Genomic DNA, 19,058 nt, shown 5'->3' on the forward strand with positions numbered 1-19,058 from the left:
AGCGAGGCTCAGCCTCCCGATATCGAGCGTCTTCATCGCCACCAGGAATCCAGCGCCAACCCTGCCGAGGACATTCTCCGCCGGAACCCGCATATCCTCAAACCGAAGCTCGGCAGTGGAGGTGCCGCGGATGCCCATCTTATCCTCCTCAGCCACCACCTTGAAACCTGGGGTATCAGTCTCCACAATGAAGGCGGTAATACCACCCCTCACCCCTCCTTCCTTGGAGGTGGCGGCAAATACCACTATGATATCGGCGATACCGCCATTGGTGATGAATATCTTCCCCCCGTTTATGATGTAGGAATCGCCGTCCCTCACGGCAAGCGTCTTTATATTGGAGGCATCGGAACCCGCCTCTGGCTCGGTGAGGGCAAAGGCGGCGATCTTCTCACCAGCGCAAAGGGGAGGAAGATATTTCTTCTTCTGCTCCTCATTTCCCGCTAAATAGATCGCCATCGTCCCGATGCTCACATGGGCGCCGATAAAGGTGGTTACCGAGGCGCAGGCGCGGGAAAATTCCTCGAGCATTATGCAATAACCGATCTCACCAGCACCTGCCCCACCGTACTCCTCAGGAAAGCAAATCCCTAAAAAACCCTGCTCCGCTATCTTCCTGATAAGCTCCTTCGGTATCTCCTCCTCCTGATCGATCTTATCGGCGAGTGGCTTGACCTCGTTTTCCACAAACTTACGCGCCATATCCCGGATCATTTGGTGCTCTTCGCTAAATGTAAAATCCATATGCCACCTCCTCTAACTGGTAGATGCAAGAATAAAAATACAAGAAGATATCAAATCATAACCGAGAGAGGAACGGTTCTCAAGAACCCCCCTACCTTCCTGCAAAGCCCCAAAGAGTAACCCTTCTACGGATAAAAAGCCCCCCTTTTACACAGAGGGCACTCCTTCTTCCCTCTCAGACTGGGATCTAAATAACAAGGTTAAACCAATGAGCTACTCTCCCTTCTTCTCGGGAGAGGCTGGGGAAGAAGGAAGCTTCCTCCCCTCCATTGCCGCAGTAAGGGACTCAATCACATAACCTCTGAGCTCGGGACTGGTAAGCTTGGAGACATTCGCCGGGGTGAGCTTGATCAGCTCCTTCTCCTTCTTTATCTTGAAGGGAACATTCCAAATAAGCATTTTATCGCCTTTCTTTACGATCGTCGCTACCCAGTACTCGCCCAAGGGGAGCTTTATCATCGCCTTCCCCGAAGCATCGGTAGTGAGCTCGATCTTACTTTTATCATTGAGGAAGAAATCTACTACCTTATCCCTTACCTGGCTGTAGACATCTCCCCTTCTTTCTTCGACGATCTTCGCCACCTTCTGCTTCAGTTTATCAAGCTGTGCCTGCCAGGCATCTACCCTCTTATAGACCTTAGTGGGAAGGGTATTCACCACCTGGGTGTTTACCACGATCTCCTTTTTTATCGGTCCGTACTCCCTACTTGCGCTATCAACCGTCTTCTTCAACCTGTCGAAAGAAGCCTTCGCTGGACCGGAAAGCGAAGATGCCTTCCTCATCTCATCGAGATAATAGAAATAAACCCCGTCCCAGTCCTTCTTCCGGGCGAGTTCAGCTAATTTCCGCCTCCTTGTCGCAGGATCGGTGTACGCCTGACGGATATACTGGGTAAATACCCTTTTCACCCGAGCTACCAACGCCTGCTCCTTCTGCCGCATTAAAGCAAGTCGAGATTTGCTGTAGCTTACCTTCTTATCGAGGTCATCGAGGGCTTTCTCTATCTTACTATTGATCACCTTCTCCTTATCGTAATACCCGATCTCACGCCTCACAGAATCTTCAAGCTCCCCAAGCTTCATCTCGTCCTTGGTCTTACCTGCTACCATATTGAGCTGATCGACCAGATTGTATTTGAGGACATAAAGCTTATGATCGGCAACCGGCTTCGGCATCCCCGGCGCTTGAGAGAGAGAAAGAATGATGGTAACCTCCGATCTCATCTCCTCCGGCTTCTTACCACAACCCACCACTCCAAGAAGCAGGAGGACAAGGAGAGGTAATAATACTTTCCTCCTCATCTATTTTCCCCCTTCCTCACAATGATTGCCTCTTTCAAACTCATCATACTATACCAATCCCTTCACCAATAATACAACTAAAAAGCTTAAACTAAAAGAGAAAGATCTGTCAAGAGGGTTCCCATCAAAGCAACTCCTTTATATTGAATATCTTAAAAATTAATGTTATAATAAAAAAGATAAATTTATTTAAGGAGGGGTGAAAATACTAAAGGAGAAGTCTGTAGCCATTACTCTAGCAGTTCTCATCGGGATAGCGGGGGTATATCTCTTCTCTCTCGACCTCCAAGGGGGAGGAAGGCTACTCCTCTTTACCTCAACGGGGATAGGGGGGCTCTTTCTTCCCCCGGCGAAGAGAGAGGATCCCCTTCTCCTTTCGACTGTCTTCGTTACCGCTTTTTTCATCGGGGGATTAAAGGTTGCAACCTCATCCCTCATTCTCTCTCATCTCTTCTGGGGGTTATTCCTAAGGGTCCCCCCAAAAAAGCTCCTTATTAAGTCTTCCTCGCTCCTTATCCCACTCCTTTCCGGAGCCATTTTCTACCTCAAACTGGGAGGAAGCCTCCCCATCGAGGATATAACCCCAAAGATGGCTAAGGAGGTAGCTATCTTCTTCTTTCCCCCTTACCTGGTGGCGTCACTCCTCTTCCTAATAGGAGAAAAAAAGAAAGGAGATGCCCTCTTTAAGAGGTGTGCCAAGGGGTTACATCTCTTCGCCTTCTCCTTGTTCCTCGCCCTCTTCGGTGCAGTGATCTACTATCAAATAGGACTATACGGCTTCATCATCGCCCTCTTTATCTTCCTCGCTATCCAGGGAGATATGAAACAGTTAGTGGCAACCAAGGAGGAGCTTCGAAGGGCTTTTGACGATCTATCGCTCATTTTCTCTGCCTCCCAAGAGATCCACCTCATTCTGGAAGAGGAGAGGGTGATCCCCTCCATATTCCAGACACTCTCCTCATTTCTCCCTCTCTCTTTACTCGAGGTAGGAACTATCCATTCCCCGGAGCGCCTCGATCTTTTCATATTTGATGGGAAAAATCTCTTAAAGAAGGGGGAAGAAGAGCTCACTCCGGAGGAAAAGGAATACTCGGAGAAAGAAGGGTCCCTCCTGATAAAAGGGAAAAGGATATTTGCCCCCTTAAGGGAGGGAAGAGCGGGGAAGAGATACATCAGGCTCCATCTCGCCTCCTCCCCAGAGGAAGGGAGTCTCAAAACCCTCAAAATACTCCTTCCTCAGATAGCAAATGCCCTGGAGAACGCTCGCCTCTATCAGGAGTTCCGGGAGAAGATGGAGAAGTACCGAGAGTTAAGCGAGAACCTGGAAAAGAAGATCGCGGAGAAAACCGAGGCGCTGGTTAAGTCAGAGAAAGAGCTCAAAAAGAAAAACATCGAGCTCGAAAACTTCGCCAACACCCTTTCTCACGACTTAAAAGCCCCTTTAGTCAGCATAAGCGGGTTCCTCGAGGTAATTCGTAAGAAATATAGCGACCTCCTTGACGAGCAAGGAAACCATTATTTAGAGAGGATAAGGAGCAATATAGATTATATGAACTTCCTCATCCGCGATCTGTTCGAGCTCTCCCGTAGGGGAAAATCGCTTGCTCCCTTAAAGAGGATGGAGGCCGCTCATATCATCTACGAAGCGCTTGACCGGTTCCAGTTCCAACTGCGAGAGAAGAAGATAGAGGTGAAAATCGAAGGGAAATTACCCCCCATATTCTGCGATCGTTATCGAATGATAGAGGTATTCACCAATCTGATAGAAAACGCGATAAAATACTCCGATCCAGCTAAGAAGAGGAAAAAGATCGAGATCGGAGCGGTGGAGAAAAGCGACAGCTACCAATTCTTCGTGAGGGATAACGGGATCGGAATCGAAAAGGAAAAACTGAAAAAGCTATTCAAAAGAGGAAGAAAACAGGGGATGGGACTGCTTATCGTCAAGGAGATCATAGAGAACCACGGAGGCAAGGTAGAGGTGGAATCAAGCCCAGGCAAGGGAACGACATTCTACTTCACCCTCCCCAAGATACCGCCTAAAATGAGCTCTTTAGCATAGGCGAGCTCCTCGTTCTTCCCCCTCACCTTACCATCGATCTTGGCAAGGAGCACCTCCCTCAATATCTCTCCCACCTTGGGACCCGGGGCAACCCCGAGGGAGACTATATCGTCTCCGGTTATCTCAAGCCTCGTCTCCGCTAATTCTGAAATATACCTCGAGATCTTAGCTGCCGCCATCTTGCCCTGAGACTTCGCCATTGCGAAGAGGAGTACCTCCTCGGGGAGCGGTTTAAGGAGTAGATAGGTCCTGCTTGGAGGAAGCTCCTCTTTTTGTCCAAGCTCCCTTAAGATATGATAGACCTCCTCTCGATAGGAAAGGATCAGCTCCTTCTTTCTACCACTCAAGGAAAGGCGCCTCACCACCTCGGATCGCTCCTTAACGCTAAGCCGTTCCAGCATCCCCATCAGATAGATCAGGGCAGGGTCCACTACCCCTTTCTCTCGATAGAGGAGACGATACCAGGAAAGGACGCTATCTACCGAATAGAGGAGCTTCCTCATCTCCTCGTCCATCACTACCTTGGGATGGATAAACTGAAGCAGCTTCAAGGAGGAAAGTTCCTCAATGGCGGGCACCGGATGCTCCTCGGCGAAGATGAGGGAGAGTTCGGTAAGCACCCTCTTTCCAGATAGCTTGCGGAATACCCCCCGCCTAACCGCCCTCTTTATCAGACTGAGGGTGTTCCTCTCTATCTCGAAATGGAACCGATGCTTGAACCTCACCGCCCGAAACGCCCGGGTAGGATCCTCGATGAAGGAGAGGGAGTGAAGCACCCGGATCACCCCTTCCCTCAAATCGCGCATTCCACCGAAGAAATCGATCAATCTCCCGAAATCATCTCTATTTAAGCTCACTGCCATCGTATTTATGGTGAAATCGCGCCTGAAGAGATCGTGCCTCAATATCGACTGCCTGACCTGAGGGAGCGCTGCCGGTTGTTCGTAATATTCCGTCCTTGCGGTAGCCACATCCACCTTGAATCCATCGGGAAAGACGATCACCGCGGTGCCGAATTTCTCATGGGTGCGCGCCCGCCCCCCTACCCTCCTCGCCAACTCCTCGCCGAAGGCGATGCCATCCCCCTCTACCACAATATCGAGATCGACATTCTCGATATCGAGGAGGATATCCCGTACTATCCCCCCAACGAGGTAAGCCTTGAAACCAAGTTTTCCCGCTATCTCGGAGACAACGGTGAGTATCCTAAACACCCTCTCCGGGAGCTTCCTCTCAAGTAGGGAAAGGAGGTTCTTGGTGAACGGCTTTTTCCCCGGGAAGGCGATCTCCGTTTTCAGGGCATATAGATGACGGAAAAGCTCCATCCGGGTGATTATCCCTGATATCGAGCGATCATCTTCACCAACGAGGAGGAAACGCCTATTCTCCTCGATCATCTTCTGCTCCACCTCCTCAAGGCTCGCCTCCGGAGAGACTATACCCACCTCAGGCTGCATTACCTCGGAAACCTGAGAATCTCCCATATTATGGAATATCGCCCGATCCGCCAACTGCCTCGTTATCACCCCCGCCGCCCTGCCCCGGGAAAGGACAGGAAGAGCGTTTACCCGGAACTTGTTCATCAGGGCGAGGGCGGAGGAAACTGTCTTATCCTCCTCTACGAACTGGACATAGGGGCTCATAATGTCGCCGGCGACAAGAAGGGGGGAAAGTCTCTCATTAAGAAGCCTTAGAAGCTCCTCCTTCACCTCAATGAGGGTTTTCCCCTTGACGATGGCTGAGGCAGCTGAAGGATGTCCTCCTCCACCGAGGGATGATAGGATATCGCCCACATCTACCTCAGGTACCCGGCTTCGGGCTACCACACTCACCGCATTGCCGACGCCGACCAGGGCGAAAAAGATGGGGATATTTTCCATCTCCACATAGCGATGGACGATCAGGGCGAGTTCATCGATGTACTCTTCGGAAGAAAAAAGCGATATCACCACCCGATGCCCCTTTATCATATGTTGTTCCGAGGAGGAGATCATCTGGTTTAAAAGGGTGAACTGCTCCGAGGTGAGCTCCCGATGGAGGAAACGGGAGACGATGTCGAGGTCTGCTCCCGAGCGCAGGAGATGGGCAACCGCCATCAAGTCCTTCTCCCTGGTGGTGGGGAAGCTGAGAAAACCGGTATCCTCGTAGATGCCAAGTGCCATCACCGTCGCCTCAAGGGGATCGAGGGAAATCCCCTTCTCCTTGAAGAGGTGAACGAAGATAGTGGTGGTAGCCCCTACCTCCTCGATGTGCTCCTCATCCCCATCGATATCCCCCTCCTTTGGCGGATGGTGGTCGTAAACGACCACTCGAACACGGGGGCGAGAAAGAAGCTGAGCCAGCTCCCCGATGCGTGAAGCCTGTCTGATATCGACCACGATGAGCTTCTCCACCTTCGATAGATCGACCTCGGAAAGGGGAAGCTCCTGAAAGGGAAAGAAACCGCTCTCTAAAAACCGAGAAAGCCCCGGCTCTTTCCCCCCGGGAAAGACAAGCTCCGCCTGAGGAAAAAGCTTCTTCGCCGCCACCATCGAGGCGAAGGCGTCGAAATCGGCGTTTAGGTGAGTGGTTATTATCTCCATCGCTAAAACACCCAGGACACCCCGATCATAAGGTAGTTCACCTTTCCATAACCCTCATCATCTCGCAGTTTCCTGAGTGATAAGGTCCAGCTATCATCTATCAGAAAACCGATCTCGAAATCATCGAGTCTGATCCCCGAAACATACTCCCCATAATAACGAACAAAGGGGGAAAGGCGACCATCAATAGGATATGTATAACGGATCCCGTACTTGAAGTTCGCTCCTCCTTCGGAAACGAAAGTGGAGTCGACCACTCGCCCCAGGGCGAAGAAGAAATCGAGGGAGCCCAAACGAAGATCGGGAAGGATAAACCCACCCTTTCCCCTCATCCTTCCCCAATTGGGGGTGAGAACGACAAATTCAGCGAAGTTTATGCTCGATCTCGGATTGGTGATCTCCCTTTTTATCAGATGATTAGAACGATGATAGAAGGAAAAACCAAAGCCTATCTCATCCCGGTAATAGAGATAGGCTCCGCCTGATATGAAATAAAAGGCGTTATTATAAGGGTCGGTGAGGATGGTTCCACCTCCCTCTACCCCCGTTCGCAAGGAGAAACGATCCCCGACATCTAAAAGCCTCCATTCGCCACCGAGCCTTGTCTCGATGAAAGCACCCCCAGGAGCAAGGGCGGAGATACCAAGCCGGCCCTTAACGATCGTATGAGGAGGAGCGAGGGGAGGAGCGGATCTTCCCTCCTCGAAACTCACCCCGAAGATAACACCGCGAGCCACCAGCCCTAAGGGGTGTTTGTTATCGATGAAGCCAAAGTAGAAGCTGGTTACCCTCTCCCCTTTGGAGAAAAGGTTTAACCTCAACCTTCCTTCCTTATCAGCGTCAAAGCGGGAGGAAAAAAGCGCAGAGAGGGAGAACTCCACCCCAAGATTGGAATATGGAGAGAGCTTGAGGAAATTGTAGCGGAAGGAGGCATCGAACTCTCCCCTTCCCCAGAGCTCACTGCTTCTCGCCACCACCAACCCCAAACTGCACCTGAAATCGAGACCGAGATCGGGCGAGATCAAGCGAAAGCCCGGCGTCTCCACCCCAGCGGAGACGATATCCATCCTGTCAAGCCGCATAAGGTCAACCCTGACCAGGTGGTAGTGGCGGTAGTCCAGGTTCAAAAGAAGGGAAGGGTTAAGGAGGTGCTTCCAGCCAGCAGTAAGCTTGAACTCCGCATGGTCGATATCAAAGACGGAACTTCCCTCCCTCTTCTTAAGCGGTACCGAATGGCGGTAATCGAGGAAGAGGAGGTCCTTCCCTTTGATGTAAACGGGAACGAAGTAATTGAACGCCCCCAAGTAATTGAACCGGGAGGAGTTGGAAAAGAATATCTCCCCTTTAGCACTTCCCTTGCCCAGATATTTCTTTATGATCTCATCCTCATCATCTGAGAAAAGAAGCGAAGAAAAAAGTAGCAAAAGTAGAAAAAGGAGAAACTTCTTCCTCATCGCTTTCTTCCTCCTAAGGGTTATGCCCGTGGATGGTACCTTTCATAAACCTCACGCAACCGTTCCTTCAGCACCCGAGTGTATATCTCCGTGGTGACCAAGTTTCGATGGCCAAGCATCATCTGGATCGAACGAAGGTCTGCCCCCCGAGCAAGAAGATGGGTGGCAAAGGAGTGGCGAAGGAGATGGGGTTTTACCTTGCGTTTCAAACCCTTCTTCTGTCCATAGGAGGCAACGATCTGCCAGAAACGCACCCGGGTGAGTGCTCCTCCTTTCCTCGAGATGAAGAGGTAATCCGAAGGCTCATCCTCCCTTATCTTCTCCCTCCCCTTACTCAGGTAGCGCCTAAGGTAATAGGCTGCTTTTTCCCCGAAGGGAACCATTCGCTCCTTATCCCCCTTTCCCACCACCCGAAGAAACCTCTTCTTTAGATCGACATCCCCCACCTTGAGGGCTACCAGCTCCGAAGCCCTAAGCCCGGTGGCATAAAGGAGCTCGAGCATAGCCTTATCCCTTAAGCCAAGGGGGGTCTTTACATTGGGGGCGGAGAGGAGTTCCTCCACCTCCTCCGGGGTGAGCACCTCGGGAAGCCTCATCCAGAACCTCGGGGTTCCGATATCGGCGGTGGGATCAGAGGAGATCAGCTCTTCCCTTATCAGGTAGCGGTAGAAGGTGCGGGAGGCGGAAAGCGCCCTGGCGATGGTCCGAGCATCGAGCCCATTTTCCCTTAAATGGATGATGAAGCCGGCGATATCCTCCCCCTTAGCATCAGTGAGCCCCTTCCCCCTCGCTTTGAGGAACGAAGAAAGTTTCTTAAGATCCCGCTCGTATGATTCCACCGTCTTCGGTGAAAGTCCTCTCTCGATAAGGAGATGTGAGAAAAACCGGGAAAGTAGCTTTCTATCCACCTTATCATCCTATAAGAAGGGGTTATACCGCTTCTCCTCCCCGATGGTGGATGAAGGACCATGACCAGGGTAGATGGGAAGGGAATCGGGAAGGACAAGGAGCTTCTCCCTTATCGAGCTAACAAGGGTATCCCACGAGCCACCGGGAAGATCGGTTCGTCCCACCCCGCCGGCAAACAGGGTATCCCCGGTAAACACCCCATCATCGAAGAGGAGGGATATTCCACCCGGTGTATGGCCCGGGGTGTGAATGACCCTAAGGGTGAAGGAGCCCACCTTTATCTCATCCCCTTCAGAAAGGAGCCGATCCGCAGGAGGTGATGGTTTTCCCCCGATCATCTCCTCGAGCTCAGCATCCTGAGGCGAGGTGAGAATAGGGGCATCCTCCTTATGAACGAGGATGGGGATATTATATTTTCCCTTGACATCAGCATTTGCCCGAATGTGGTCGATATGGCAATGGGTGTTTATTATGTAGCGAGGGCGATACCCTCTCTCCTCAATGAAGGCGATGATACGCTCACCTTCAGCGCCGGGGTCGATCACCACCACTTCCCCGTTCTCATCGCCGAAGATGTAACAATTTACCTCAAGCGGTCCTACTACCAGCTTTTCGAGGATCATAACCCCTCCTTTACCTCTTTTTGCTTTCGATGAGGAAGGTCACCGGTCCATCGTTGATGAGCCCCACCTCCATCATCGCCTGAAATACCCCCGAGGCAACCGGAACCCCCTGTTCCCTTAATTTCTCGATGAAGTGGTTGTAAAGGCGCTCTGCCTCCTCTGGCTTTGCTGCGTTTATGAAGTTGGGGCGTCTTCCCTTTCTCGTATCGGCAGCGAGGGTGAACTGAGAAACGACCAACGCCTCTCCACCAACATCGAGAAGAGAGCGATTCATCTTTCCCTCATCATCCGGGAATATGCGAAGCTCCGCCACCCTCTTTGCCAGGTAGTCCGCCTCCTTCTCCCCATCATCCACCAGCACCGCGAGAAAGATCAAAAGTCCCTTCCCGATCTTGGAAACGAGCCTCCCATCGACCTTGACCCAAGCCTCTGACACCTTCTGGAGGAGCGCCTTCATCCCTTTCTCTTCAACCTCTCCTTGATTATGTCGAGGAGGTCAAACACCTCCTCACTTCCCAAAAGCCAAGCTATTATACCATAGAGAAGGAGGGCGAAAAATATAAGCGGGAAAAGGAGGAAAAGAAGCTTCAACTTGGGAAGATCGGGGGAGAGCCCGATCTTCTTCCCGAAATAGAGACAAAATCCCCCCATCATCGCCGATGACGCTCCGATTCGGAGGAGGGAGGCGAGAATATGTCCCCCTCCCAAGGCACCTGCCCTCCTCCTAAAGAGAAGGAGAAGCAGAAATAGGTTCAGGTAGGCGGAAAGGGAGAGGGCAAAGGCGATACCGCCATGGGCTAACGGCTTCATCAGGATGAGGGCAAGGGCGATATTTCCCACCATCGCCACCGCTGCCACCTTGACCGGGGTCTTTATGTCCTTTAGAGAGTAGAAGGCAGGGGCAACCACCCTCACCCCACCTACCGCAGGGAGTCCCAGAGCAAAGAATAAAAGGGCGAACGAGGTCATAGAGAGGGAATGGGCGCCGAACCTCCCCCAGCGAAGGAGCAGAGCTACTATCGGCTCCCGGAGAACGATGAGCCCTACCGCTGAAGGGATGGTGATGAAGAAGACGAGCCTCATCGCATAGTTCAGGGTTTCCTTCAAGGGTCCTAAATCCTCGAGCAGAGCCTGCCGCGACATAAGGGGGAGGATAACCGTAGAGACGGAAACGGCAAACACCCCCAGAGTGAACTCGGTAAGCCGATTGGCATAAGTGAGGGAGGCAACCGCTCCTTCAGGGAGCATCGAGGCGATGGCGCTTGAGACGAGGACATTTATCTGGATCACCCCTGCCCCGAAGATGCCGGGGACCATCAGCCTTCCTATCTTCTTTATCGCTGGATGGGAGAAGGATATCCCGGGACGAAAACGCATCCCCAGCCTGATGAGAAATGGTATCTGAAAACCGAGTTGAAGGGCTCCCCCAAGGAGAACGCCAATAGCGAAGGCATAGGCAGGCTGAGAGAAACGAGGGGCAAGGAGGTAAGCGGAAACGATGATCGAGATATTTAGGAGAACCGGGGCAAAGGCAGAGGGGGCAAAGATATCAAACGAGTTCAAAATCGCCATCGCTAAGGCGGAAAGCCCGATAAAAGCCAAATAGAAGAACATAATCCGGGAAAGGGAGGCGGTAAGATCTATCTTTCCCGGAACCTGAGCAAAACCAAACCCGATGATACGGACGATTGCCGGGGAGAAGATGATCCCAAGAAGGGAGAGAATAACGAGCACCAATCCCAAGGTATAGAAGAACCTATCAGCGAGCTCCCAGACCTCGCTTTTATCCCTTCCTTTGCGATATTCGGTAAATACGGGGATGAAGGCGGCGGTCATCGTCCCCTCCCCCACCAGCCGCCTCAGCAGATTGGGGATACGGTAGGCTAAGGTGAAGGCATCGGCGCCGGTCCCTGTGCCGAGCAGACTTGCAGTCACTATATCCCGAAAAAGCCCAAAGATACGGCTCACCACGGTAAGCGAACCCATCACCCCGGCTGATCTTATTATCCTTCTCTTTTCCTCCATAGGGAACCTCACCTCACGAAGAAGATATCATCGAACCATATGGTGCCACTCGTCCCCGGCTTTACCGAGGAGTTATTCACGATAAAGAAAAAGCCGGTTGACCTCGCCAGCTCGAGTCTCCCGTTCGTCCCTTTGGAAAGAAGGATGAACGAGGAGAAGGGGATGACCTTATGCTCCCAGTAGGGATGAACCTTTACCGAGGTACCCCATACCTCTACCTTTTCCTTCCCTCCGTTCTCATCATACTCCCGAAGCTGAAGCCAGAAACGATAGGTCCTGTCCCCCTTCACGAAGAAGCTGATCGCGGAATAGGGGGAAAGATCACGATAGACCCGATTGGAAAGAGCACAGGTGATCTCCCTCCCCTTAGCGACGGTAGGGGCAAGATGGAAGGAAAAGCGGAGAGAGTGCTTGGATGAGGGATGAGCCCCCTCATCAACCACCTCGACCTCCTCCGATGAAGCAGGGTCGTGCTCCAAGCCAAACCTGGTCCTTGGTCTTCCCTCAAAATCCTCGACCATAAGAATACCCTTACCCTTAATAGGGGGAGAGGTGACCTCCTTTCTTTTAGGCTCCGCTTTTATCCTTTCCTCATCCCAGAGATATATCGGGTTCGATATTATCCAGGGAAGAACCTTCCCCTTAGGATAACATCCCTCAGGGAGATAGACCTCCACCCGATAGGTACCGGGTAAGGGAGGACTGTAGCTTACCCTGGAGGAAGAGAAGGTCTTAACCACCTCCCCATCCCGGATGAGGACCACCCGGATGGGAGCGGGGTTGGGAACGAGTATCCTCAATGAGGCTTCCCGGGAGAAAGGGATAAGGTTTCCCATAATTCCCCGTTTCCCGGCTGAGGAAGCGCCGAAGAAAAACCCCCGGGCATCCGCCACCCCGTCCAAGCCGAGGTAGAAATTTCCCCGCCTGATGGCGGAGTAGATAACCCGTTTGTCGTGAAGGAGCCTCCCGGTAATCCTCTTTCTCGAAAGGAGATGGAGCTTCACCAAGGAGAATACCGCCCGGTAGCTGGGGAAGGGCAAAAATGTCCCCCCGATCAAGGGGATGCCACCGTGGGCATCGGCACCCGCTGAGCCAATAAACCTTCTCCTTTTGGTAAAGCTATCCCATCTTTTTAGATTCCCCCCTGGAGGAGAGAAGGTGAGAAGAAGGGCATAGCGAGGGGAAGCGGGATAGAGGGCTAAGCAATAGGCTAAGCGGAAGATAGAACGATAGCGCCATTCACTATCGGTATTGATGAGCTCCATTCCATCCAAGGGGAGGTCCCAACTGGTCCAGGGGACCTTAGGGGAATCCGGATGGGCAGCGATGGCGATCCCTCCTTCCTCGTGAACATCGGCGAGCGCCCCTTCCGCCATTGGGGGAAAACGGTAAACGGGATCGGGGATATCGAGCGCCACCATATGCCCGGAAAAGGTGGAAAGCTCCGTCCCCACAAGGAGGAGGGTTTTCCCATAATAGCCCTCCTTGCCCTCGGCAAGGGGAAGAAGGGTATCGTGATCGGTGGTGATGATGAAGTCGAGGGAGAGGGAAGAGGCGGCTTTAGCTACCTCCTCGATCGTACCCTTACCATCGGAATACCTGCTATGGGCGTGGATGATGCCCCTATATTCGAAATAACCCCACCTATCACCCGAGGGAGGAGAGGGAGGAAGCGGGTTAAAGGAAAGGGGAGGAAGGTAAAACACCGCCAACAGTAAAACGAGGATGAGAAATCCTACCAACCTCTTTCGCCTAACCATAAAAAACTCCCTTGACAACAAGGAAACTACCCTATATAATCCCCTTTCGCATCGGTTAACGGAGTAAAGGAGGTAAAATGGCAAAACCGAAGACCTCGGCAAAGAGGGTGAGACAAAACAGAAGAAGACGGGAGATAAACAAGCGGAACCGCACGAGACTCAGAAACCAGATAAAAAAGCTCCGTCGGGCTATCGAGGCGAAGGATATCGAGCTCGCCAGGGAACTGCTCAATCCCACCCTCTCCCTCATTGACCGTTCGATCCAAAAGGGCATCATCCACGATAATACCGCCTCCCGGCTGAAATCGAGACTTACCAAAAAGGTAAACGCCCTAACCGCAGCGGAAGAGGCTCCGGTCAGTAAATAGGGGGAGAAAAAGAAGCGGTTTCACGCTCCGAGGTGAGCTCGAGGATGAGCGCCGCCAAGAGAACCTCCTCCCTTTTCTTGAACACACTCCGTTTAAGATAAAAATCGAAATCGGCAAAGCGGGAAAGAGCCCGCTTAAGTTTTTTCAGGTCGAAATTCCTCGCTTGCCTCAGGTACTCATCAGCGAGGAACCTCCTTCCCTCATCACCAATGAGCGATTGAAGCTTAGCGCGCCCCTCACCGGAGAGCGACGCCTCGAGGAAGCGGGAAAGCTCAACAATATGGCCCTCAACCGCCGCCAAGAGCACCTCCGGGGCAATTCCTTCAACCATCAGGCGGGAAAGAAGAAGAAGGGCTCGCCCCGCATTCTTACTCCCCACCGCATTCGACAACTCCCAGATCTGATGCTTCTTTATCCCGCCGAAGATGAGTTCCGCCTCCCTCAGGGTGAGTTTCCTCTCCTCCCCCAAATAGAGCATCGCCTTCTCGAGCTCGCTTGCAATGGCATAAAGATCGGCACCCACCAACTCGATGAGAAGGGAGATAGCTCTCGGTTCTGCCTGATATCCCCTTCTCCTCAAGTAATTATGGGCGAAGCGCTCTGCCTTTGCCAGCTTAAGCCTTCTCAGCTCAACCACCTCTCCGTAGTTCGCTATCAACTTGACCGCCGGATGGGATAGGGCTTTCCTCCTCCGTTTCCCTCCTATTCTCTCCAGGCTAAAGGCGAGAACGGTTGAAGGGGAGGGGTTCTTAAGGTAATCCTCAAATACCGCTGGTGGACTGGTGGTGAGTTTTTCCAAATTCCTCACCAAAACGAGCCTCTTCCCGCCAAAAAGAGGAAGGTCCGCTGCCTTATCCACTATCTCCTCGTAGCTCGTCTCATCGGCGAAGAGGGGTTCATAATCCACTTCTTGAGAAGAGGAAGCAAGCCTGGCAAGAAGCTCCCTCACCGCTGCCCGAAGGAGATAGGGCTCTTCCACCGAAAAAAGATAAACGGGGAAGATATCCCCGGTAGAAAGCCTCCTTTTGAACTCGGCGTAATCCATCATCAAAAACTTTCCAAGATGAGGGCAGCGAGCCTCTTGGCAAACCTCTCCGCAGAGATCTTTATCGCCTCCTCCTCCTGATTGTAATAATCGCCAACCTCCTCGCTCACCTGGAAGTTCTCGGAGAAGGTGAGATGATCGTTTGTAAAGAGCACCTTACCGGTAACAAGATCGGTAAAGACCACCTTCGCCCGAACGGTAACGGTATAGGAGGTCGCCCTTCCCTCCTCATCGAGCGCCCCTGGCCTAAGCTGGTAGGAGACGAGCTCCCCAATAAGCTCGGCATCCGCCCCCTCCCTCGCCGGGAGAATACGGTAGCTCCCCCGGGAGAGGAACTCCTCCTGGACCTTCTCCGTTATCACCTCCTCGAGCCCGGGGCGGGAGGTGTTATTCTTGAAGGTGGGTATGGCTATCTTCTTGATGTGGCTCGGGAGATATGAACCACGCCCTACCAGATGATATCCACAGGCGATAAAACCGAGCAAAAGGACAAAAACCGAAATAAAAGTAAGGACCCGCTTCATATCTCCCTCATACCACGATATTTATCAACTTCTTGGGAACATAAACCACCCTTCTCACCTTGCTCCCCTCGACATAGGAACGAACCTTGGGAAGGGAAAGGGCAAGTTCTCTTATCTCCTCTTCCGAAGTATCTTCCGCTACCTCGAGCCTTCCCCTGAGCTTCCCGTTCACCTGAACCACGATGGTGATCAACTCCTCTTTGGCAAGTTCGGGGTCATAACTGGGGAAGGGATGATGGGCGAGGCTCTCTTTGTGTCCCATTCTCTCCCAGAGCTCCTCAGCGATGTGAGGGGCAAAGGGTGAGAGGATGAGTACCAATGATTCCAGCGCTTCCTTCAGTATCGGGATATCGCCTGGGGTTTTACTCCCCTTCTCTCCGTAATCGTAGAACTCGTTGACCAACTCCATTATGGCGCTGATCGCGGTGTTGAAATGGAGCCTTTCTTCGATATCCACCATCACCCTCTTTATCGTCTGGTGGAGCTTTCTCCTCAGCTTCACCGCCTCAGGAGACGGCTCCCCACCCGCCTCCTTCTCAAGCTCGGGGAGAAAACGGTTCACCAACCGCCAAACCCGAATGAGAAAACGGTATGCCCCCTCAACCCCGAAATCGCTCCACTCGAGATCCCTCTCCGGCGGGGCGGCGAAAAGGATGAACAACCGCACCGTATCCGCTCCATAGCGATCGATCATCTCATCGGGATCGACCACATTCCCCTTTGACTTGGACATCTTGGCACCGTCCTTTATCACCATCCCCTGGGTAAGAAGGCGGACCGCGGGCTCCGATATCTCGAGGAAGCCGAGGTCACGAAGCACCTTGGTGAAGAAGCGGAAGTAAAGGAGGTGCATAACCGCGTGCTCAACCCCCCCGATGTAGATATCCACCGGAAGCCAATAGGAAGCGGCGGAGACATTTATCGGAGCGTCCTCTATCTTGGGATCGGTATAGCGGATGAAATACCACGAGGAATCGACGAAGGTGTCCATCGTGTCCGTTTCCCTTTTCGCCTTCCCTCCACATTTGGGGCAGGTGGTCTCAACGAATTCGGGGACCTTATCCAATGGGTTCCCCCCCACTCCGCTGAACTCCACATCCCGGGGAAGAACCACTGGAAGGTCCTCATAGGGCACGGGCACGACGCCACACTTGGAGCAGTGGATCATCGGGATCGGCGTCCCCCAGTAACGCTGGCGGGAGATCCCCCAATCCTTAAGGCGATAATCGACCGATCTCTTTCCGAAGCCTTTTTCCTCCGCATATTCGGTCATCCGGGCTATCGCCTCCTCAGAGGAAAGACCACTGAACTCACCGGAATCTATGAGCACGCCGTATTCGGTAAACGCCTTCTCAAGACCCTCGGGGGCAAGCTCGCCCTCCTTCGGCTTTACCACTATCCTCATTGGAAGCTGATACTTTCTCGCAAACTCGAAGTCCCGCTCATCATGGGCGGGAACAGCCATCACTGCCCCGGTGCCGTAATCCATCAGGATGTAGTTGGCAACGAAGATGGGTATCCTCTCTCCAGAGAAGGGGTTTACCGCATAGGCGCCGGTGAACACACCCTCTTTTTCAAGGGTTTCCGCCTTTCTCAGGGAATAGGGGATCTTCCGCTCTCGGGAGACGAAGTGGAGCACCTCGCTCTCCTCCTTCTTCCCCTTGACCAGCTCCGGGATCACCGGATGCTCCGGGGAAAGAAGAAGGAAGGTGGCACCATAGATGGTGTCTATCCTGGTAGTGAAGACCTCGATCTCGATATCGGAGGAAGAAACGGGGAAGGAGACCCGGGCACCGACGCTTTTGCCGATCCAGTTCCTCTGCATCGTCTTCACCCGTTCGGGCCAATCCTTCAGGGTATCGATGTCGGCGAGAAGCTCCTCGGCATAAGCGGTGATGCGAAAGAACCACTGGGGAAGCTCCCTCTCCTCCACTTCGGAATCACAACGCCAGCAACGCCCTCCTTCAACCTGCTCGTTAGCGAGCACCGTTTGACAGGAAGGACACCAATTCACCCTCCCCAACTTCCGATAAACCAGTCCCCTCTCCCACATCTTTAAGAAGAACCACTGGTTCCAGCGGTAATAGTCGGGAAGGGAGGTATTGACCTCGCGCTCCCAGGCATAGCTGAAGCCGAGCCTCCTAAGCTGACCCCGCATCCTCTCAATATTTTTCATCGTCCACTCGGCGGGGTGGATCCCATGTTTGATGGCAGCGTTCTCCGCGGGGAGACCGAGCGCATCCCAACCTATCGGATGGAGCACATTATACCCCTTCATAAAGAAATAGCGGGCGATCACATCCCCTATAGAGTAGTTCCGCACATGGCCCATATGGATGTCGCCCGAGGGGTAGGGAAGCATCTCCAGGCAATAATACTTCTTCTTCCCCGGGTCCTCGCTCACCTCGAAGACCCGCTCCTCCCACCACCTTTTCTGCCACTTCTCCTCGATCTTTTTGAAATCGTATCTATCACCCTTCATTGGAATCACCCTCTTTCTCCCTCTCAAGACTCCTTCTTACAGCATCAAGCACCCCGTTTACAAATTGAGCGGATTCCGTTGAACCATAGCGCTTGGCGATCTCTATCGCCTCGTTTATCACTACCTTCTTTGGCGTCTCCGGCTCATAGAGAAATTCGTAAACCCCCATCCGGAGGATATTCCTATCGACCACCGCCATTCGGGGGAGACGCCAGTTGTCCGCATGGGAGGAGATCAGCTCATCTATCTCCTCCCGATGAGCGAGGGTGCCAAAGGCAAGCCTCCGAGCAAACTCCTCCACCTCGTAAGGCACCTTCTCCCCGGTGAAAAAGGCTTCTACCTCCTCCTTGCTCCTCTCGCCAGCGAGGTCTATCTGAAACAACAACTTAAGGGCGAGCTCTCGCCCCTTTCTCCTCGTTCCCATAGGGCTTTACTGGCGCAAGTTCAAAGCCTGCGGTAAAGATCAGCCATCTCGATGGCGGAAAGGGCAGCGAACCACCCCTTATTCCCCGCCTTGGCACCGGCTCGATTTATCGCCTGTTCCAAGGTATCGGCAGTGATGATCCCCAGGCTAACCGGCACCCCGGTATCCCGGGCGATAATCCCAAGTTCCCGGGTAACCTGGGAGGAGATGAACTCGAAATGGGGAGTTTCCCCTCGGATAAGTGCCCCCAAGCAGATTAGCGCATTGTACTTCTTGCTCTTCGCCATCTTATGGGCAACCTGGGGGATCTCGAAGGAGCCGGGAACCCAGGCGATCTCTATATCCTCATCAGCAGCCCCATGGCGGGTGAGGGCATCGAGACAGCCGGAAAGGAGCCTATTGCTGATAAACTCATTGAACCGGGCGATGACCACTCCAAACCTAAGCCCTTTTGCCGAAAGAATACCCTCTTTCTTTATCGGCATCGTTATCTCCCTGCCTCCTTATGAAGTTCAGCGAATTTTAACAGAAAATAGGGGATTTAGTCAAGGATATTGAATAATGTATATACGGTTACCTTTTTTCTCCTTATCACCCTGAGAGAGACTCCTGTTTAGGACAGTCAATCTACTTCTTGACAGGGGGAAGATCGGCTGATATATTGAGGAAGTCCTTTCATAAGGACCTTCCAATGAGAGATGGAACCAAGAAGAACTCCTCGCCGTTTAACGAATAAAATCTTGATGGAGGGCGT

General features: G+C 52.6%; 16 protein-coding genes. 2 read left to right on the plus strand and 14 right to left on the minus strand.

Annotated elements, in window-relative coordinates:
• Both J7L64_03830 and J7L64_03835 read right to left on the minus strand, forming a co-directional pair.
• A partial coding sequence (locus J7L64_03830; GenBank protein ID MCD6451477.1) for an acyl-CoA dehydrogenase family protein occupies positions 1-744 on the minus strand: 744 nt, incomplete at its 3' end.
• Positions 745-957: 213 nt separating this feature from the next.
• The gene (locus J7L64_03835) at positions 958-2,046 is read right to left on the minus strand and encodes a hypothetical protein (protein MCD6451478.1); all 1,089 of its coding nucleotides are present in this window, start codon (positions 2,044-2,046) and stop codon (positions 958-960) included.
• 199 nt (positions 2,047-2,245) lie between these two features.
• Between J7L64_03835 and J7L64_03840 the strand changes: the two genes are divergently transcribed.
• A complete protein-coding gene (locus tag J7L64_03840) occupies positions 2,246-4,108 on the plus strand; it encodes a GHKL domain-containing protein (protein MCD6451479.1) in 1,863 nt (620 codons plus the stop codon).
• On the opposite strand, the gene J7L64_03845 is transcribed toward J7L64_03840, so the two are convergent.
• Genes J7L64_03845 through J7L64_03875 form a run of 7 tightly spaced genes read right to left on the minus strand, consistent with a single transcriptional unit; the run spans position 4,060 to position 13,461 of the window.
• Positions 4,060-6,690, minus strand: coding sequence for a CBS domain-containing protein (locus J7L64_03845; GenBank protein MCD6451480.1), 2,631 nt, complete (start codon positions 6,688-6,690; stop codon positions 4,060-4,062). The genes J7L64_03840 and J7L64_03845 overlap by 49 nt on opposite strands.
• Positions 6,691-6,692: 2 nt before the next feature.
• Positions 6,693-8,144: a hypothetical protein gene (locus tag J7L64_03850; GenBank protein MCD6451481.1), complete on the minus strand. Its 1,452-nt coding sequence runs from the start codon at positions 8,142-8,144 to the stop codon at positions 6,693-6,695.
• 20 nt (positions 8,145-8,164) lie between these two features.
• A complete protein-coding gene (gene xerD / locus J7L64_03855; GenBank protein MCD6451482.1) occupies positions 8,165-9,052 on the minus strand; it encodes a site-specific tyrosine recombinase XerD in 888 nt (295 codons plus the stop codon).
• A gap of 9 nt (positions 9,053-9,061) precedes the next feature.
• Positions 9,062-9,676, minus strand: a complete 615-nt coding sequence (locus tag J7L64_03860) for an MBL fold metallo-hydrolase (protein MCD6451483.1) — start codon at positions 9,674-9,676, stop codon at positions 9,062-9,064.
• Positions 9,677-9,686: 10 nt separating this feature from the next.
• Positions 9,687-10,133 (minus strand): D-tyrosyl-tRNA(Tyr) deacylase, encoded by a 447-nt coding sequence (gene dtd / locus J7L64_03865; GenBank protein MCD6451484.1) that lies wholly within the window; start codon positions 10,131-10,133, stop codon positions 9,687-9,689.
• Complete coding sequence (gene murJ / locus J7L64_03870) at positions 10,130-11,701, minus strand: murein biosynthesis integral membrane protein MurJ (protein MCD6451485.1); 1,572 nt, start codon at positions 11,699-11,701, stop codon at positions 10,130-10,132. The genes dtd and murJ overlap by 4 nt, the downstream gene beginning before the upstream one ends.
• 8 nt (positions 11,702-11,709) lie before the next feature.
• Positions 11,710-13,461 carry a CIA30 family protein gene (locus J7L64_03875; protein ID MCD6451486.1) on the minus strand — a complete coding sequence of 584 codons (1,752 nt, stop codon included), beginning with the start codon at positions 13,459-13,461 and terminating at the stop codon, positions 11,710-11,712.
• Between the two features lie 77 nt (positions 13,462-13,538).
• Here J7L64_03875 and rpsT point away from each other — a divergent pair, with 77 nt between their 5' ends.
• Entirely contained in the window at positions 13,539-13,829 is a 291-nt protein-coding gene (gene rpsT, locus J7L64_03880; GenBank protein ID MCD6451487.1) for a 30S ribosomal protein S20, read from the plus strand.
• Here rpsT and holA read toward each other — a convergent pair.
• The 5 genes from holA to J7L64_03905 are packed head-to-tail and all read right to left on the minus strand — an operon-like array spanning position 13,819 to position 18,789.
• Positions 13,819-14,877: a DNA polymerase III subunit delta gene (gene holA / locus J7L64_03885; GenBank protein MCD6451488.1), complete on the minus strand. Its 1,059-nt coding sequence runs from the start codon at positions 14,875-14,877 to the stop codon at positions 13,819-13,821. The genes rpsT and holA overlap by 11 nt on opposite strands.
• Positions 14,877-15,398 (minus strand): LptE family protein, encoded by a 522-nt coding sequence (locus J7L64_03890; protein ID MCD6451489.1) that lies wholly within the window; start codon positions 15,396-15,398, stop codon positions 14,877-14,879. Before J7L64_03890 ends, holA begins: the two co-directional genes overlap by 1 nt.
• Before the next feature lie 7 nt (positions 15,399-15,405).
• Positions 15,406-17,880 (minus strand): leucine--tRNA ligase, encoded by a 2,475-nt coding sequence (locus tag J7L64_03895; protein ID MCD6451490.1) that lies wholly within the window; start codon positions 17,878-17,880, stop codon positions 15,406-15,408.
• Positions 17,870-18,304, minus strand: a complete 435-nt coding sequence (gene nusB, locus J7L64_03900) for a transcription antitermination factor NusB (GenBank protein ID MCD6451491.1) — start codon at positions 18,302-18,304, stop codon at positions 17,870-17,872. The genes J7L64_03895 and nusB overlap by 11 nt, the downstream gene beginning before the upstream one ends.
• Positions 18,305-18,324: 20 nt before the next feature.
• Positions 18,325-18,789, minus strand: a complete 465-nt coding sequence (locus J7L64_03905) for a 6,7-dimethyl-8-ribityllumazine synthase (protein ID MCD6451492.1) — start codon at positions 18,787-18,789, stop codon at positions 18,325-18,327.
• Positions 18,790-19,058 lie beyond the last annotated feature (269 nt).

The sequence above is a fragment of the Acidobacteriota bacterium genome (assembly GCA_021161905.1).
Classification (GTDB): domain Bacteria; phylum Acidobacteriota; class B3-B38; order Guanabaribacteriales; family JAGGZT01; genus JAGGZT01.

Excerpts from the sequence above, each read along its gene's own strand:
- J7L64_03835 (MCD6451478.1), bottom strand. The coding sequence starts at position 2,046 with ATGAGGAGGAAAGTATTATTACCTCTCCTTGTCCTCCTGCTTCTTGGA.
- J7L64_03845 (MCD6451480.1), bottom strand. The coding sequence starts at position 6,690 with ATGGAGATAATAACCACTCACCTAAACGCCGATTTCGACGCCTTCGCC.
- J7L64_03850 (MCD6451481.1), bottom strand. The coding sequence starts at position 8,144 with ATGAGGAAGAAGTTTCTCCTTTTTCTACTTTTGCTACTTTTTTCTTCG.
- J7L64_03860 (MCD6451483.1), bottom strand. The coding sequence starts at position 9,676 with ATGATCCTCGAAAAGCTGGTAGTAGGACCGCTTGAGGTAAATTGTTAC.
- dtd (MCD6451484.1), bottom strand. The coding sequence starts at position 10,133 with ATGAAGGCGCTCCTCCAGAAGGTGTCAGAGGCTTGGGTCAAGGTCGAT.
- murJ (MCD6451485.1), bottom strand. The coding sequence starts at position 11,701 with ATGGAGGAAAAGAGAAGGATAATAAGATCAGCCGGGGTGATGGGTTCG.
- J7L64_03875 (MCD6451486.1), bottom strand. The coding sequence starts at position 13,461 with ATGGTTAGGCGAAAGAGGTTGGTAGGATTTCTCATCCTCGTTTTACTG.
- rpsT (MCD6451487.1), top strand. The coding sequence starts at position 13,539 with ATGGCAAAACCGAAGACCTCGGCAAAGAGGGTGAGACAAAACAGAAGA.
- holA (MCD6451488.1), bottom strand. The coding sequence starts at position 14,877 with ATGATGGATTACGCCGAGTTCAAAAGGAGGCTTTCTACCGGGGATATC.
- J7L64_03890 (MCD6451489.1), bottom strand. The coding sequence starts at position 15,398 with ATGAAGCGGGTCCTTACTTTTATTTCGGTTTTTGTCCTTTTGCTCGGT.
- J7L64_03895 (MCD6451490.1), bottom strand. The coding sequence starts at position 17,880 with ATGAAGGGTGATAGATACGATTTCAAAAAGATCGAGGAGAAGTGGCAG.
- nusB (MCD6451491.1), bottom strand. The coding sequence starts at position 18,304 with ATGGGAACGAGGAGAAAGGGGCGAGAGCTCGCCCTTAAGTTGTTGTTT.
- J7L64_03905 (MCD6451492.1), bottom strand. The coding sequence starts at position 18,789 with ATGCCGATAAAGAAAGAGGGTATTCTTTCGGCAAAAGGGCTTAGGTTT.